Origin of the sequence: Psychrobacter sp. ANT_WB68 (assembly GCF_008369115.1) — a bacterium.
GTDB lineage: Bacteria > Pseudomonadota > Gammaproteobacteria > Pseudomonadales > Moraxellaceae > Psychrobacter.
Genome location: NZ_VOAZ01000002.1, coordinates 150,598 through 166,739, shown reverse-complemented (window position 1 = coordinate 166,739; position 16,142 = coordinate 150,598). Strand labels below are relative to the sequence as shown.

The following is a 16,142-nucleotide window of genomic DNA, read 5'->3' as shown; positions in this document are numbered from 1 at the left end:
AACCTTACCGACTCGCCGCGCAACACTCATAAAGAATATTTTATTGTTCCTGACGGGCAATCATAATCTGCGCACTAACAGCAAGTTCATCTTCAACATGCACGGTACAGTCAAACTTATAAATACCCTGCTTTTGCATCACAATTTTAGAACGGATAATCAGCTGATCACCAGGGATAACGCGACGTTTAAAGCGCACTTTATCTACCCCTGCAAACAGATAAAGATAACCGTCTTCTGCCGTCAAACCCGCGCTAATAAAACCAAGCACACCAGATACCTGCGCCATACACTCAATCATCAAGACGCCTGGCATAATTGGCTCATCAGGAAAATGGCCATTAAAGAACTCTTCGTTAATGGTCACATTTTTGATACCAGTAATACATTCACCAGGTGTGCAAGATACCACCTTATCTACTAGCAAAAACGGATAACGATGCGGCAGGTAATGTTTAAGTGTATGGTATGTTAATGGTAAGGTTAAGCCTTGTTCAGCCAAGCTTTTGATGTCTTCATCACTAGGTCTATCAATATCAGTCGTGCTCATAATGGCGCTTCCTTGCTATATGCTAAGCTTCGCTTTATTTTTAAGCGTTGCTGTGATTTTAAACTCTATAAATAATGTACTGTTGCATTAACTAAATGTTCATTTTAAAAGTATTAGTCACGTCCAAGCTGGCGAAAACGCACCGCCGCACGGCGCCAATTGGCAGTCGGCATGGCGGCCGTTCCAGAAGAATACGAACCCGCCTTTGTAATGGATTTGGTTACCATGGTCATGCCAGATAACGTCACATCATCGGCGATTTCAATATGACCGGTAATGCCAACAGCGCCACCTATGATACAGCGCTTGCCAATAGTGGTACTACCTGCGATGCCAGTTTGTGCCGCGATGGCAGTACCATCACCGATATGGACGTTATGGGCAACTTGTACAAGGTTATCAATAATAACATGATCGCCAATCACTGTATCGTCAATAGCCCCACGATCGATACAGGTTTGGCTACCAATTCGCACATAGTCACCAATCACCACACGCCCTAGCTGAGCAATACGCTCCCAACCAGTAACACTAGGGTTGCTTGTGGGTGCAAAACCAAAACCTTCCGCCCCTACACTGACTCCAGCGTGCAATCTAACATAATTGCCAAGTACAGAATCATGCCCAATCACCACTTGTGACTTGAACACACAATCCGTGCCAATACTGGTATTTTCCTCGATGACCACATGGGCATCAAGCATACTACGGTCACCAATTTGCACCTGTTCACCAATGACACAAAAAGGACCGATAGTCACCTCATTGCCAATCACTGCGCTTTCAGCTATCACAGCACTCGGATGAATACCGCTTACCAAGGATTGATGAGCAAAGAGTTGGCTGGCGCTGGCATAAGCCAAATAAGGTGTGCTAACGACTAATGCCACAGCGCTTTTTACGACTTCATTGCGATGTTCTGCAGTGACGAGCACAGCCCCTGCCTGACTGCTAGCGAGACTGGGAATATAATGAGGATTGGCTAAAAAGCTTAATTGTTGCGGATTGGCCGTCGTTAAATTACCAATACCGTCTAAATTTAGACATAATTGCTCAGTGCTAAGTTCAGCCTTATTAAGAACAGGCTGACGCTGCTCAATCCGAGTGATGAGTTGCTCAATCGTTATCATAGTTAGTATTAGTATTGGTATGAATAAGATGGTCGCCAAGTTGAGATATCATCTTGGCGACCCGCTAGCATCTAATTGTCTGTTAATTTACTTATCTGCATAAACCAAAGCAATTAAATATTGTTACATGACTTATCGTTACATGGCTTTATAAAATTAAAAGGTGTTACCAATTTGGAACTGTACTTTTTCAGTTTCATCGCCTTCTTTGTCACCGATAGGAATCGCATAACTCAGAGAAATTGGACCGATTGGAGTATACCAAGTCACCCCTGCACCCGCACTAAAACGCATATTATTATCTTGCGTCAATAAAGGTACTCCAGTATCGACACCCGTATTAGGATTGATGAAAGTACGGTCTTCTTTGTTTGTCGTATCAAATACTTGACCGCCTTCAGCAAACAATACTGGACGCACTTGGTCTGCCCAATCGCCTTTAAATGGCATCGGCAAAATCAGTTCTGTACCGAAGCTAACTAAGGCATTACCGCCAATCTCTTCGTCCTTGTAACGTACTGTGTCATCGATAGCATCAAAATAGGTTTGTGATTTTGGGCCAAGTGTTGAGGCTTCATAACCACGTACAGAGCCATAACCACCAGCATAGAAGTTTTCATAAAATGGTAAGTCATTACCATAACCAAGCTTAGTATACCCGCGAGCCACCCAATCTTTATAAATAGGATAATAAATGTTACCGCGATAAACGAGCTTTTGATAGCTGGCATCACCCAAACCAATAGTAGCATCAACCGTATGGCTCATACCTTTATTTGGAAATACTGGGCGATCTAGGGTACTGTAATCCCAACCGAACAGTAGGTTGTAAGTTTGGTAGTCGTTTTTAAAACCGGTACGCCCAGTAGGTTTACCTTCATTATCTTTAAAATCTTCGAAAGTACCACCATCGTCAATAATTTGCTGTACGTTTGATACACCAAGGAAACGACCACCCCTTACTGAGGTATTATCAACGTTTAGACCCGCGCTAACGCGTTTTGTTTCATCGACAGGATAACTGTAGTTTAATGTTGCACCGTAAGAATCGGTGACATAGTTACTAACGTTTCTGTCATCATATTTAGTTTCACGATAATAAGCGCTAATACCTTGTGAAACGCCATTTTCAGTGAAGTATGGGTCGGTATAGCCCAAGCTGTAAGAGTCACGCGTCTCTGAACGTGAGAGTGCGGCTTTAACGCGGTTACCCGTGCCCATAAAGTTGTTTTGGGTCAAATCCAACTGGAAAGTCACACCACCACTTTGTGAATAACCCGCAGCAATCGTTGAGCTACCAGAAGGCTGCTCTTCAACCATGTAATTCACATCAACTTGATCTGGTTGATTAGGTACTGGCTTCACATCAACATTGACGCCTTTAAAGAAACCGGTACGCATCAGGCGCGTACGTGACAGCTGAATTTTTTCACTAGAGGCAAGAGCGCCCTCTAACTGACGCATCTCACGGCGCAGTACTTCATCTTGGGTCTTTATGTTACCGGTAAAGTTGATACGACGAACATAGATAGGACGCGCAGGGTCAATATAGTAATCGACGTCGACTACTTTGGTCTCATCATTAATACGAGGAACCGGTCTGACTTGCGCTAAATAATAGCCTTCATTACCATAACGACTCTTAAGTGCGGCCGTTGTATCGTCAAGCTTGGCTTGTGAGTATTTTTCATTAGGCGCAAAACTGACCAGCTTTTTTAGCTCATTGGTATCAAAGGTTGGCTTACCTAAGAAGTTAACTTCACCAAACTGATATTGCTCGCCTTCACTTAAGCTGACTTCGATAAACACACTGCTTTTATCTTCGCTAATATTAAGCACGGCATTGTCTACCGAAAAGCGCACATAACCATCATTTTGGTAAAGGGCTTTTAGATTCTCTAAACTGGCCGCCAGTTTTTCTTTGGCATAGCGATCAGATTTAGACAACAGGCGTGTCCATGACGATTCTTTTACCGCAAAGACGTCTTTAATCTCTTCATCACTAAAGTGTTTATTGCCTATGACATTGATATCGACCACTTTAGCAGGCTTACCTTCGATAAAGCGCACGTCAAGTTTTACACGATTGCCATCAAGCAGCGTTTGATCGACTTCAATATTACTGTTGTAATAACCTTGACTGATATATTGCTGCTGCAGCTCATTGGCGACGCCCTGTAGCGTAGCTTGTTTAAGTACATCACCGACAGACAAGCCAGCATTGCCAAGTCCTTGCTCAAGCCCTTCTTTTGGGATGAGTTTATTGCCTTCAAAGTTTACTTCAGCGATGATAGGACGCTCGACAACATCAAAGCGCAGCTTGCCACCTTCAACACGACTTTGAATGTCGGCGAAGTTTTCAGTCGCATATAGCGCCTTAATACTGGCAGCCAAACTACTATCATTAACCGTGTCACCCACTGTAATAGGTAAAACTGGATAGAGACTATCAGGAGTTAGGCGTTGTAGACCATTGAAACCGATGTCAGTGACCACAAACTCTGCAGCCTGAACGGGCATACTCATCATCGCTACAACTAACGGCAACCCAGCCGCGCTCATAAATAAAGGCGTACGCATAAACACTATCCGTCAATAAAAAACTTGCTTAAGTTAAGGTAAAAAGCACGTGTTGTCTAGCCCATTTCGCATAAAGTCGTAAACTTCAGCGTGGGAGACTCAGGACACTTTATATAAAACGCATCATAAAATAAACTAAAAAATAAAATTAGTATAGTAGGGATACTATGAAATCAACACCGTATCGCCCTAACAAAAAGGCCTTGAGAAGCGCACAACCATTAATCCATAGTGCTTTAGTTGCTAAACTGCGCCATTACTTGTCAAAACAGCCGACTGATATCATTACCAATTGCTAACACCATGAAACCTGCCAGCAAGAGTAAACCGATATTCAAGCCGACCATTTGCACGCCTTCAGAGAGGGGCTTACCGCGTATCAGCTCGATAAGGTAATAGACAATATGGCCACCATCTAACACTGGAATGGGTAAAAGATTCAATACTGCAAGGCTTAAACTAATCAAAGCTGCCGTTGACAATACCATCTGCCAGCTAATATCAAAGCTTTGTTTGGCAACTTTTGCAATAGTAATAGGACCTGATAAATTCTCTAAACCAATTATGCCTGACAGCATCTTGCCCATCGAGCTCACGGTCATAACCGCTAACTGTTCGGTTTTCTCAAATGACTTCACCAGTGACTCGCCTGGACCGTAAACGACCGTAGTTTTGTAGGCATCAGGAATCACAATCTTAGACTGTGCCACCATAGCACCAATTTGACCGTAATCGTTACCTAAATTGTCTTTTTTACCTTGTGGCATGATGGATAACTGGACCAGTTTTCCGTCACGTAATACGGTAAAATTAAGCAATACCTCAGGGCTATCACGAATGATACGCGTGGCACTGATCCAGTCTTTGATTTCCTCACCGTTAATGGCAGTGATGCGGTCACCGACCTGTAAACCTTGGCGAGTAGCTGCGCCATCAGGCGTTAAATCACCAACCACTGGTTCAATCTGCGGCTGCCACGGTATCATGCCGAAGCTCGATAAGGCATCTTTGCCTTGCGCTGCGCCTTGCATAAACTCTTTGATAGGGGCTTGGTAGGTCTTGGTAGCGTTATTACTTTGTGTTTCTGATTGTAGAGTGATACTCACATTATCAGTCTCACCCATGCGCCCCGCCAGACGATAGTTAATACCTTCCCACGTCTGCACGTCATGACCATCAATTGCAACGATTTTATCACCAACGGGCAACTGCGCCATCGCTGCTGGGGTATCCGGTAATACTTGCCCAATCTTTGTCGCTAGTTGCTCTGATGGGGTCATAAATAACACCCAAAACAGCGCAATAGCGATGACAAAATTCATGATAGGGCCGGCGGCGACAATGGCAATTTTTTTGAGCGGATGCTGACGATTAAAGGCTAAGTGCAGCTCATTTTTTGCCACCTCGCCTTCACGCTCATCAAGCATTTTAACATAACCACCAAGTGGTAATACCGAAATGCGATAGTCAATACCGCTTTTTTTGCTGGTCCACCCAAAGAGTTTAGGACCAAAGCCAATCGAATACGTCAGCACTTTAACGCCGCAAAGACGCGCCACAATGTAATGGCCCCACTCATGTAAGGCAATGAGCGGACCTAAGACAAATATTGCCGCAAGCAGCGTTAATAAAAACGTCATGATCTTTTCTCAGTAATATCTTTTAACATCGTTTGTCAAATAGCTGACTTTTAAGAAGACTACGCCAACTTTGCCACCAGCTTATCGGTATGCTGACGCGCTAGGCTATCAATCGACAAAATGTCTTCAATATCGGCCGTTTCATTTAATAACGGCACTTGTATCTCATCCAATGCTTGCTCATTAATATCCGCAATATCTGTTAGACGAATCTGCCCATTTAAAAATGCGGAAACCGCAATCTCATTGGCGGCATTTAGCACAATCGTTGCCTGTGTACCCGCTTGCATCGCCTGCCTTGCCAAACGCAAACAAGCAAATTTTTGTAAATCAGGTTCAATAAATTCAAGTGCACTTAGGGCAAATAAATCTAATGGCTGCGAGCCGCTATCGATACGGTCAGGATAACTGAGTGCATGGGCAATTGGAGTCTTCATATCAGGACTGCCGAGCTGCGCTAAGAAACTGCCATCGCTATATTCTACCATTGAGTGGATAATACTTTGTGGGTGAATGACGACATTTATCTTATTTTCTGGCAAATCAAATAAATGGCAGGCTTCGATTAATTCAAGCCCTTTATTCATCATAGTTGCCGAGTCGACCGATATTTTTTGACCCATTGACCAATTTGGATGTTTGACTGCTTCAGCGACGCTAGCTTGCTGCATCTGCACAAATGACTGCTGCAAAAAAGGTCCGCCAGACGCCGTTAGCCATAATTTACGCACACCATGATTTGGCTGATGCACTTGGGTGTTGTCTTGCTGAATTGCTAATGGCAAACACTGAAAAATGGCATTGTGTTCTGAATCTAACGGTAACAAGGTGGCATGATGAATTTTAACCGCATTAATCATGACTTTCCCTGCCATCACCAGCGCTTCTTTGTTAGCCAGTAAGATACGCTTTCCTGCTCGTGCAGCAGCTAAGGTAGAAGGCAGACCTGCTGCGCCTACGATGGCCGCAACCACGGTATCAGTTTGCGTGTCAGTCGCAATATCGATCAGACCTGCTTCACCGCCGACTACGTTGATATCGAGACCTGCTGCGCTAAGACGCTGAGCGAAATCATCGACCGCTGCTGTCGGCACACTGACACGTTTGGGCAAAAACTGCTTGCAGAGCGCTAACAACTTATCTAAACGGTGGTAGCCTGATAAGGCATAAACTTCATAGTTCTGTGGTTGCGCCGCCAAAATTGCTAACGTGCTATCGCCAATCGAGCCTGTCGCGCCTAGTACGGCGATGCGTTGGGTCATAACCATTTGTGCCTATAATACAGGGAAAATTAAATGAGAAATAAAGAGCATACATACCAGACTTAAAGCGCGTCAGCCATTTATCATGATAAATAAAATCTAACCAATAGGATCACAGCATCAAGGCGACTTAGTGGTTATAAAATAGCCTTTACCTCTTTTTAGCCTACTAGTCTTAGTTTGCTAACTTACAATCTTATCACTGACAGTATAATAGCTTTTTTCTCTTATACTAGGATTAAGCCAAGCTTCTGTATTGCCCAAAAACCCAGTGCAAATATCGGTGTGGCAGATAATAGCGAATCAATACGGTCTAATACACCGCCGTGACCAGGTAAAATCGTTCCAGAGTCTTTGACGTTAGCGCGGCGTTTTAGCATAGACTCAAACAAATCACCCAGTACAGAGGCTAAAATAGTCAACGCCGACAATGCCACAAAAGCGATTAATGGCACGCCAGTCAGTTGTAGTTTAAAGACACTAATGACGATAACCACAATTAAACCTGTGACTAATCCGCCTGCCAGTCCTTCCATGCTCTTATTGGGTGAGACATTTGGTGCCATCTTGCGGCGACCGAGCTTACGCCCAACAAAGTAAGCGCCACTATCGGCACACCATACCAGTAAGAACACATAGAGCAGCCACCATGCTGAAAGCTGCCATAAGTAAAACATGGCAGTAATGGCAGCGGTTAATATCACCGCACCCATCAATGCTAATTTCTTACCATACCAATTGGTATGAGTTGGAAAAACCCGTACCCAAGACAGCGCCATTAACCAGATGACAACTGAAGCCACCCACCAAAACAGCCAGGTCACTTTAAACATCAGCGATACTAGGGTCAATACCAAAACCAAGAGCACAAATAGCGCAGGTTGGCGCCATTTTGGCATCAGTTTCGTCCATTCATGGGCGGCGATAATGACGCCAATCGCTAGCAACGGTGCAAATAAAATAGGGGTTTGGCTCGCAAACATTGCAATACCAACGATAATAACGAGAACAATTGCCGTCTTAATTCGTTGCCACATACTTATCGAGCCTTATATAACGAAGAATATTTGGTCAAAATGCATCATAACGATGAACTAGAACAGTGAATCAAATAGCCCATTAATTATGATTAACGCTCATTAAAACAGCTTATCATTTACCAAACAAGTGTAATTCGAATCTCTAGCACGTTTTAACAAACTATTTTAAATCGATTAGAGGCTGCAGTGCTCAGCTTAAGTTTTATTAACGCGTCTGTTGCTCTGTCACTACTTGTTCGCTCGTTTTACCAAAGCGGCGTTGACGTTGGGCGAACTCTGCTATCATCGTTGCCAGCTCACTGACTTTAAAGTCTGGCCATAGGGTTTGGGTAAAGAACAATTCGGCATAGGCAGATTGCCACAATAAAAAATTAGACAGACGGTATTCGCCACCAGTCCGTACCAACATATCTACTGCTGGTGTATCTGCTAATTGAACATATTCACCGAGCATTTCCTTATCGATATCCTCAGCTCGTAACTGCCCTGCCTCTACTTGCTGTGCCAACTGTTTGGCAGCATGCGCAATATCCCACTGACCACCATAGCTAATAGCGATTACCAAGGTCATCGCTGTAAAGTCAGCTGTTTTTGCCTCAGCATCTGCCATTAATGCTTGCAAATCTTCACTAAGCTGGCCGCGGTCACCAATAAAACGTAGGCGAATGCGATACTGCTGCATACGTGGCATTTGTTCATTGATGGTTAAGCGCAATAGTTGCATCAGCAGTGCTACCTCACTCGGTGGACGTTGCCAATTCTCACTGGAAAAGGCAAATACCGTCAAGACTTCAATGCCAGTACTGACGCAGTATTCGACAACAGGGTCTAGCGCGTCTTTGCCAGCGATATGCCCTTGACCTTCGCCTAAATGATTGATTTTACCGTAACGGTTATTGCCATCCATAATGATAGCAATATGACGAGGAAGTAGATCTGAAGCTAAAGCAGTGGGATTAGACATAGGCTGACTTGTTGGTTGTTTGGATAAAGTAATTATAAGGCGCGCTATAGCCTCTTAAAAAATATAGTGCTTATTTGCCATGGGCTTATTAGAAAGCCGCTATAAAATAAATGCTTTAATAATGACTTGGCTCTATATACGACAATCAACAGCCAATAACCATGCAATATTGACTGTTGATTTTTAGAAAAGGAATATGAATAAAATGTCGTCTTTCAATAGAAGAAGAGAAAGGTCGCTTTTACACTTCCATCAAATCGCTTTCTTTTTTGCTTAAGCGGCTATCAATCGTTTCAATATATTTATCAGTGATTTTTTGAATGTCATCACTGGCGCGGCGCTCATCATCTTCTGAAATCTCTTTCTCTTTCGCCAATTCTTTAATATCATTCATCATATCGCGGCGGATATTACGAATAGAAACGCGGCTGTTTTCAGCTTCGCTACGGGCAAGCTTTTGCATGTCACGGCGTGTGTCTTCTGTTAACGCTGGCATCGGCACACGAATCACATCAGCTGTCATCGGGTTTAAGCCTAAGTCTGCTTCGCGGATGGCTTTGTCAATTGCTTGAACCATAGTACGCTCAAAAGGCTGCACCAATAGCGTGCGTGAATCTTCGACGTTGACGCTCGCCACTTGATTCAATGGCGTATCTGCACCGTAATAGCTGACCATCACACCTGATAACATTCCTGGATGAGCCCGTCCGGTACGTACCTTACTAAAGGTACTCTCAAGCGCTTCCAAGGTTTTTTGCATGCGTGCTTCGCCGTCTTTCTTAATCTCATTAATCATTATGTATCCTTATTTATCGATACCGATAAATCATTCATTATTGTTAGGTATAAAGCTTATTCAAATATTAATGCTGACCACATCAGTGATTTCATACTCATGATGAAGCGGGGGCTTAATGATAAACGCGGGTACCTTCGTTTTCGCCCATAATGACGTTTAACAATGCGTTGGGCTTGGTCATATCAAATACTTGTAGCGGTACATTGTGCTCACGGCATAAGGCAATCGCTGTTAAATCCATAACGCCAAGTTTCTGCTCAAGCACCTCATCAAAGGTTAAACCATCATATTTTTTGGCATCGGCATGTAAGCTGGGGTCTTTATCGTAAACGCCATCTACTTTGGTCGCTTTTAAAATCAAACCCGCTTCGATTTCGATACCACGTAAGCAAGCGGCAGTATCGGTGGTAAAGAAAGGGTTACCAGTACCCGCAACAAAGATACAAACTTCGCCGTTTTTTAAATAACGGATGGCATTACGACTGCTATAGCTTTCAGTGACTTCACCGATTGGCAAGGCTGACATCAAACGGGTTTTGATGTTGCGGCGCTCAAGGGCATCACGCATGGCCAGACCATTCATCACAGTGGCTAGCATACCCATCTGGTCACCAGTAACCCGACCGACCAAGCCTTCTTTTTGTAGCTGCGCACCGCGATATAAGTTACCACCGCCAACGACGATACCGACTTGCACCCCAAGTCCACGCAAGTGGGCGATAGACAAGCTCATCTTATCGAGCACTTCGGTATCAATTCCCATCTCCTTGCCACCAGCTAAGGCTTCGCCAGAGAGTTTCAGCAAGATACGAGAGTAACGCGGGTTTTTGTCAGACATGAGGGCACCTTGTTAGCATTAAATTATAAGTAAAATGAGCGGTAAAACACAAATAGAGTTCGCCTTTGAACTGACTCGAAATGCCATAAAAGCACTACCACTGATGACAAACGTGTAAAAAGGCTAAATTGCGCTAATTGTAGCAAAAACTGCCCACGATTGGGCAATTTTCACGCGCCTATTGTAGTGACTGCTTAGCCTTTATAACTGGCAAACAAATCATACTCACTGGCGTCATCGATAGTGACTGTCAAGAACTGTCCAACTTTGACTTGAGGGGTAATCTCATCAACATACACATGACCATCAATTTCTGGTGCATCCGCATAGCTACGACAAATCGCAATCCCTTCTTCACTATCAATCTCATCGACCAAAACTATCAAGGTTTTACCAACTTTTTCTTGTAGTTTTTGTGCTGAGATGTCCTGTTGTAGCGTCATCAAACGCTCATAGCGTTCTTGCTTAATATCTTCAGGTACATGATTTGGCAAGTCATTGGCGACCGCACCTTCGACTTCTGAATAAGTAAATGCACCAACGCGATCAAGGCGAGCTTCGACCAACCAATCAAGTAGGCATTGGAAATCTTCTTCTGTCTCACCGGGGAAGCCAACAACGAAGGTTGAGCGAATGACGATATCAGGGCAAATCTCACGCCACGCTTTGATACGTGCCAAGGTGTTTTCGCTATGTGCTGGACGTTTCATGGCTTTTAGGATACGCGGGCTAGCATGTTGGAAGGGAATATCGAGATAAGGCAATAGCTTCTTCTCACCCATCAATTCAACGACTTTGTCCACGTGAGGATACGGATAAACATAGTGCAAACGCACCCAAATACCCAAATCATTTAACGCTTGGCATAAGTCATAAAATTTCGACTTTAGCGGCATACCATTCCAAAAGCTGGTCTTATACTTCAAATCTAACCCATAAGCAGAGGTATCCTGCGAGATAATAAGCAACTCTTTCACGCCAGCATTTTTAAGCGCCATCGCTTCATTCATCACACTATCAATCGGACGTGAGACCAAATCACCGCGTAGGCTTGGAATAATGCAGAAAGTACAGCGATGGTTACAACCTTCCGATATTTTGAGGTAAGCATAATGGCTTGGGGTCAATTTGATACCCGCCTCATTAATCAAATCTATTTTTGGATCATAATTAGCATCCTGACTGCGGTTTGGTCTAGGCACATGCTGCGCTACTGCCGTAATCACTTCATCATAAGCATGCGCACCCGTCACGGCTAGCACGGCTGGGTGCATGGCACGAATTTTTTCCGCTTCTTTACCTAAGCAACCTGTAACGATAACTTTACCGTTTTTGCTGATAGCCTCACCGATGGCGTCAAGCGACTCTTGTACCGCTGACTCGATAAAGCCGCAAGTATTGACCACCACTAAGTCAGCGCCTTCGTAGTCGCTCGCAACTTGATAGCCATCACGGCTAAGCTCTGTGATGATGCGTTCACTATCCACTAGTGCCTTTGGGCAACCGAGCGACACAAAACCAATCTTCGGTGCTGCGTTCACTGGCGCAGATGAAGAAGCTGAATTTAAATGGCTACTTTGCTCAATGCTGCGATTTTGATTGTGGTTAGCTTTATGGTGGTAAGGCTGAACACTGTCGGTCGAGCTTTGCGCGGGTGTTGCTGTCGACTTAGCAGGATTAAAGATGGTGGCAGTGTCTTTTGGGGCAGTAGAAGCTGTCTGTGAGGTGGTAACAGTCGTATTAACCGACTCGGTAGAAATTTTGGGCATGGCTGACCTTGCTAGAGAAAAATGGCTGTGCGCATTGTACGTTTTTTTTGCAAAAACCGCCAGTTTTGCCGCTCTATAGTGTTGATTTATGGTTAAATATTATCTTGCGCACCTCTTTACTCTAGGCAGCACTCATGACAGCTGATTTGATTACAGCAAAACCGACGCCAGATTTGGTATTTATATCACAGCATTTATTCACGGCTATCTTATGGATCAATGACGAGCTGTCTATCACTTGGCTAAATGCCCAAGCGGAACAAATATTAGCTATCAGCAGTGGACGCTTACTTAATCAATCCATATTGACACTGCTGGCACCTGAAGAATTGAAATCAACAGATAGCGCCAACCCTAATGATAACAATGCCGATAATGGCGATTTAGATAGTAATGCTGTCGATAACGGTTTTGATGAAAATACCGATAAGCAAACCTGCCCGCTAACGGAGCGCTTTACGCAGGCAAAGCAATATCAACAACCCTTTATCGATCATGACCACCTCATACACACCCAGCTAAATGGCGGACTAACGCTATTAGTAGATTATAGCGTAACGCCTGTCGTCTACGAGCAGCAGCCTTATTTCATTATTGAGATGTGGGGTAAAGATCGCCAAAGTCGTATCTCGGAGGAGCAACGACAGCAGCAACAATACAGCGTTGCCCGTCATATGCTGCGTTCGGTCGCCCATGAGATAAAAAATCCATTGGCTGGTATTCGCGGTGCCGCGCAATTATTACAGCGGCAATTTATTAAACTTAGTAACACCTCTTTTTTTGACGGAGAGGCTATCAACACTATTAGCAATGAAAGTGCTGATTTAAACCATAATAACAACCTGCAAAAAAACGCGGCAAAGCTCCGAAATTATACCGATATCATTATTTCAGAGACCGATCGTTTGACCCAGTTGATTGGACAACTGCTTGGCTCAAGTCAGTTACCAAACTGGCAAATGCTAAATATTCATGAGCCGCTAGAGCATGTTCTAGCCTTAATAGTTAATCAATATCCAGAAGTAGTGCTACAGCGTGATTATGATTTGTCATTGCCTGAGTTATGCGCTGATAAAGATCAATTAATCCAAGTTTTTTTAAACCTCATTAATAATGCTTGTGAATCGATGACTGAGTTTGAGCAAACACTGCAGCAAAACATGCCAGCCGTACCCAGTCAATTAACATCAGATACTCCGCTGAATAATCTTGACATTGATGATGGCTATCAACCCAAGCTGCATATTCAAACGCGTGTTGCCTTTCAACATACCATCGGTAGCCAGCAGCACAAACAAGTCTTGCAAATCACCATTACTGATAATGGGTCAGGGATAGATGCCGCGCTGATTGGTCAAATATTTTTCCCGATGGTGACCAGCCGAGCAGCAGGTACGGGTCTTGGTTTATCTATCGTACAAGATATCATCAGCCGCCATCATGGTATGATTGACGTCAGCTCAAATTCATCACAAAGCGATAATCCCAGTTATAATTACAACAACAGTCAGACCCGCTTTACCCTTTACCTACCTTTTCAGCAGCCAATCGCTGCCAGTTAATGCTGCCACTTCCCTCCTCTCACTGCTTATTAGGCGAAACACATGACTCAGTATAATGATACTCAACACCTTACGAGCAATGAGCAAATTTCAAGGGTCACCGTGAATAACGCGCCTAATGATAATCCAGCAACGTTATGGCTTATAGATGATGATGCGGCGCTGCGTTTGGTATTGGCAGATACTTTTGAGGATGCCGGTCTCAACGTTATTAGCTTTACCCATGCGCAAGCAGCGTGGACACGCCTTAACGATGTTTTGCAACAGCACGAAGCAGCCGACCAACTACCAGATGTGATATTGACCGATATTCGTATGCCGATGATGGATGGTTTATCGTTTAGTGATTGGGTACATAAGCATTTTCCTAAGCTGCCAATTGTCATTATGACAGCTCACTCTGATCTTACTTCTGCGATCAGTAGCTATCAAACTGGGGCATTTGAATATCTGCCCAAGCCCTTTGATTTAGATGACGCGGTCGCCACGATTTATAAAGCCATTAATTATCAGCCGAATAAGGAGCTAGTAAATCAGTCAAATGAGCCTGCTACCGATATAATAACTGACACTCCATCTGAGACCATCTCAAAAACCAATGCTTATTCAAAAAACAGCAATAAGATAAAGCAACCGATTAAACCTGTTAGCAAGATTGATACTATCAGTAAGCCTAATAAAACTACCAAAAATAACGCTGAATTTAAAAGCAATGCTAATAACAATCCCAGCGGTATTGTTGGTCAATCACAAGCCATGCAGACAGTGTTTCGCGCTATTGGACGTTTAGCACACTCACCTATTACCGTTCTGATTACTGGTGAATCAGGTACGGGTAAAGAGTTGGTTGCAGGCGCACTCCACGAGCACTCTCCGCGAGCGCAGCAACCTTTTATTGCTCTTAATATGGCAGCAATTCCACATGATTTGATTGAATCTGAGTTATTCGGTCATGAAAAAGGCGCGTTTACTGGCGCAACGACGACTAGGCAAGGTCGTTTTGAGCAAGCTGACGGCGGGACGCTATTCTTAGATGAAATCGGTGACATGCCCTATAGCACCCAAACGCGTTTGCTGCGCGTACTGGCCAATGGTGAGTTTTTTCGTGTGGGCGGACAACAACCGGTCAAAGTAGATGTGCGCATCATTGCCGCCACCCATCAAAATTTGGAAGCGCTCGTCAAACAAGGCAAATTCCGTGAGGATTTATTTTATCGCCTCAATGTGATTCGCCTACCCTTACCGCCATTACGAACGCGACCTGAAGACATTCCAGCATTAGCTACCTACTTTATGCAGCGCGCCGCTAAACAGATGAATAGCACAGAGAAGCAATTGCACTCCACGGCGCTACAGGTGATGCAATCTTTTGAGTGGCGTGGCAATGTCCGTCAACTTGAAAATGTCTGCCTTTGGTTGACCGTGATGGCAACGGGCGACACTGTCATGGTCGAGGACTTACCACCAGAGATGCTTGAAAATACGCTCTCGCTTCAAGAACCGCATCCACAGCAAAATCTTTCCGTAATAGAAACCACTCAAAATCAGCAGCACAGTGATGGCGTGTATAGTCCCAATCAAAACAAGCAAAACGTTCAAAACAATCAAGTCAGCCAAACTAATGAAAACCAGAGTTGGCAGCAGGCACTTGCCATATGGGCTGAGCAGTCTCTGCAAACTGGTGAAACAGATATTTTGCAAACCGCAACGCCAGAATTTGAACGTGTGTTGCTTAAGGCTGCTTTAAACCATAGTGGTGGCAAAAAGATAGCAGCCGCTAACTTACTTGGTTGGGGACGCAATACTTTGACGCGTAAATTGCAGCAATTAGGGATTACCGCATCAGAAACGCCAAATAATTGGAATTAAAACCACAAACTGCCGAATTAAAATATTAGTAATATCAATAATTTATAGAAATCATTAAAATTAATTGCCAAATAATTAAAAATAATCACAAATAGGGCTTGCCAAACCATTCAAACTCTATATAATAGCCAACCACTGA

Annotated in this window: 12 protein-coding genes; 2 read left to right on the top strand and 10 right to left on the bottom strand. The window is 43.9% G+C overall.

Translation table 11 applies throughout. The features are described 5' to 3' along the window. Positions 1-40: 40 nt before the first annotated feature. The 10 genes from fabZ to rimO all read right to left on the bottom strand — a co-directional run bounded on the left by fabZ (position 41) and on the right by rimO (position 12,572). Complete coding sequence (gene fabZ / locus FQ084_RS05925) at positions 41-550, bottom strand: 3-hydroxyacyl-ACP dehydratase FabZ (protein WP_149489725.1); 510 nt, start codon at positions 548-550, stop codon at positions 41-43. Between the two features lie 113 nt (positions 551-663). Continuing rightward, positions 664-1,680 (bottom strand): UDP-3-O-(3-hydroxymyristoyl)glucosamine N-acyltransferase, encoded by a 1,017-nt coding sequence (lpxD, locus tag FQ084_RS05920; RefSeq protein ID WP_149489724.1) that lies wholly within the window; start codon positions 1,678-1,680, stop codon positions 664-666. 156 nt (positions 1,681-1,836) lie between these two features. Beyond that, on the bottom strand, positions 1,837-4,260 hold the full coding sequence (gene bamA / locus FQ084_RS05915; RefSeq protein ID WP_149489723.1) for an outer membrane protein assembly factor BamA: 2,424 nt from the start codon (positions 4,258-4,260) through the stop codon (positions 1,837-1,839). A 263-nt stretch (positions 4,261-4,523) separates the two neighbouring features. Further along, positions 4,524-5,900, bottom strand: coding sequence for an RIP metalloprotease RseP (gene rseP / locus FQ084_RS05910; protein WP_149489722.1), 1,377 nt, complete (start codon positions 5,898-5,900; stop codon positions 4,524-4,526). Between the two features lie 59 nt (positions 5,901-5,959). Beyond that, complete coding sequence (gene ispC, locus FQ084_RS05905) at positions 5,960-7,168, bottom strand: 1-deoxy-D-xylulose-5-phosphate reductoisomerase (protein ID WP_149489721.1); 1,209 nt, start codon at positions 7,166-7,168, stop codon at positions 5,960-5,962. A gap of 221 nt (positions 7,169-7,389) precedes the next feature. Beyond that, positions 7,390-8,199 carry a phosphatidate cytidylyltransferase gene (locus FQ084_RS05900; protein WP_149489720.1) on the bottom strand — a complete coding sequence of 270 codons (810 nt, stop codon included), beginning with the start codon at positions 8,197-8,199 and terminating at the stop codon, positions 7,390-7,392. 208 nt (positions 8,200-8,407) lie between these two features. Continuing rightward, positions 8,408-9,166, bottom strand: coding sequence for a polyprenyl diphosphate synthase (gene uppS, locus FQ084_RS05895; RefSeq protein WP_149489719.1), 759 nt, complete (start codon positions 9,164-9,166; stop codon positions 8,408-8,410). A gap of 241 nt (positions 9,167-9,407) precedes the next feature. Further along, positions 9,408-9,962, bottom strand: coding sequence for a ribosome recycling factor (frr, locus tag FQ084_RS05890; RefSeq protein ID WP_149489718.1), 555 nt, complete (start codon positions 9,960-9,962; stop codon positions 9,408-9,410). 115 nt (positions 9,963-10,077) lie between these two features. Next, complete coding sequence (gene pyrH, locus FQ084_RS05885; protein WP_149489717.1) at positions 10,078-10,803, bottom strand: UMP kinase; 726 nt, start codon at positions 10,801-10,803, stop codon at positions 10,078-10,080. 194 nt (positions 10,804-10,997) lie between these two features. Next, positions 10,998-12,572, bottom strand: coding sequence for a 30S ribosomal protein S12 methylthiotransferase RimO (rimO, locus tag FQ084_RS05880; RefSeq protein ID WP_149489716.1), 1,575 nt, complete (start codon positions 12,570-12,572; stop codon positions 10,998-11,000). Positions 12,573-12,706: 134 nt separating this feature from the next. Between rimO and FQ084_RS05875 the strand changes: the two genes are divergently transcribed. Together FQ084_RS05875 and FQ084_RS05870 are read left to right on the top strand one after the other, a co-directional pair. Next, the gene (locus FQ084_RS05875) at positions 12,707-14,134 is read left to right on the top strand and encodes a two-component system sensor histidine kinase NtrB (protein ID WP_149489715.1); all 1,428 of its coding nucleotides are present in this window, start codon (positions 12,707-12,709) and stop codon (positions 14,132-14,134) included. A 42-nt stretch (positions 14,135-14,176) separates the two neighbouring features. Continuing rightward, on the top strand, positions 14,177-16,003 hold the full coding sequence (locus FQ084_RS05870) for a sigma 54-interacting transcriptional regulator (RefSeq protein WP_149489714.1): 1,827 nt from the start codon (positions 14,177-14,179) through the stop codon (positions 16,001-16,003). Positions 16,004-16,142: the final 139 nt, after the last annotated feature.

Excerpts from the sequence above, each read along its gene's own strand:
- fabZ (WP_149489725.1), bottom strand. The coding sequence starts at position 550 with ATGAGCACGACTGATATTGATAGACCTAGTGATGAAGACATCAAAAGC.
- lpxD (WP_149489724.1), bottom strand. The coding sequence starts at position 1,680 with ATGATAACGATTGAGCAACTCATCACTCGGATTGAGCAGCGTCAGCCT.
- bamA (WP_149489723.1), bottom strand. The coding sequence starts at position 4,260 with ATGCGTACGCCTTTATTTATGAGCGCGGCTGGGTTGCCGTTAGTTGTA.
- rseP (WP_149489722.1), bottom strand. The coding sequence starts at position 5,900 with ATGACGTTTTTATTAACGCTGCTTGCGGCAATATTTGTCTTAGGTCCG.
- ispC (WP_149489721.1), bottom strand. The coding sequence starts at position 7,168 with ATGGTTATGACCCAACGCATCGCCGTACTAGGCGCGACAGGCTCGATT.
- FQ084_RS05900 (WP_149489720.1), bottom strand. The coding sequence starts at position 8,199 with ATGTGGCAACGAATTAAGACGGCAATTGTTCTCGTTATTATCGTTGGT.
- uppS (WP_149489719.1), bottom strand. The coding sequence starts at position 9,166 with ATGTCTAATCCCACTGCTTTAGCTTCAGATCTACTTCCTCGTCATATT.
- frr (WP_149489718.1), bottom strand. The coding sequence starts at position 9,962 with ATGATTAATGAGATTAAGAAAGACGGCGAAGCACGCATGCAAAAAACC.
- pyrH (WP_149489717.1), bottom strand. The coding sequence starts at position 10,803 with ATGTCTGACAAAAACCCGCGTTACTCTCGTATCTTGCTGAAACTCTCT.
- rimO (WP_149489716.1), bottom strand. The coding sequence starts at position 12,572 with ATGCCCAAAATTTCTACCGAGTCGGTTAATACGACTGTTACCACCTCA.
- FQ084_RS05875 (WP_149489715.1), top strand. The coding sequence starts at position 12,707 with ATGACAGCTGATTTGATTACAGCAAAACCGACGCCAGATTTGGTATTT.
- FQ084_RS05870 (WP_149489714.1), top strand. The coding sequence starts at position 14,177 with ATGACTCAGTATAATGATACTCAACACCTTACGAGCAATGAGCAAATT.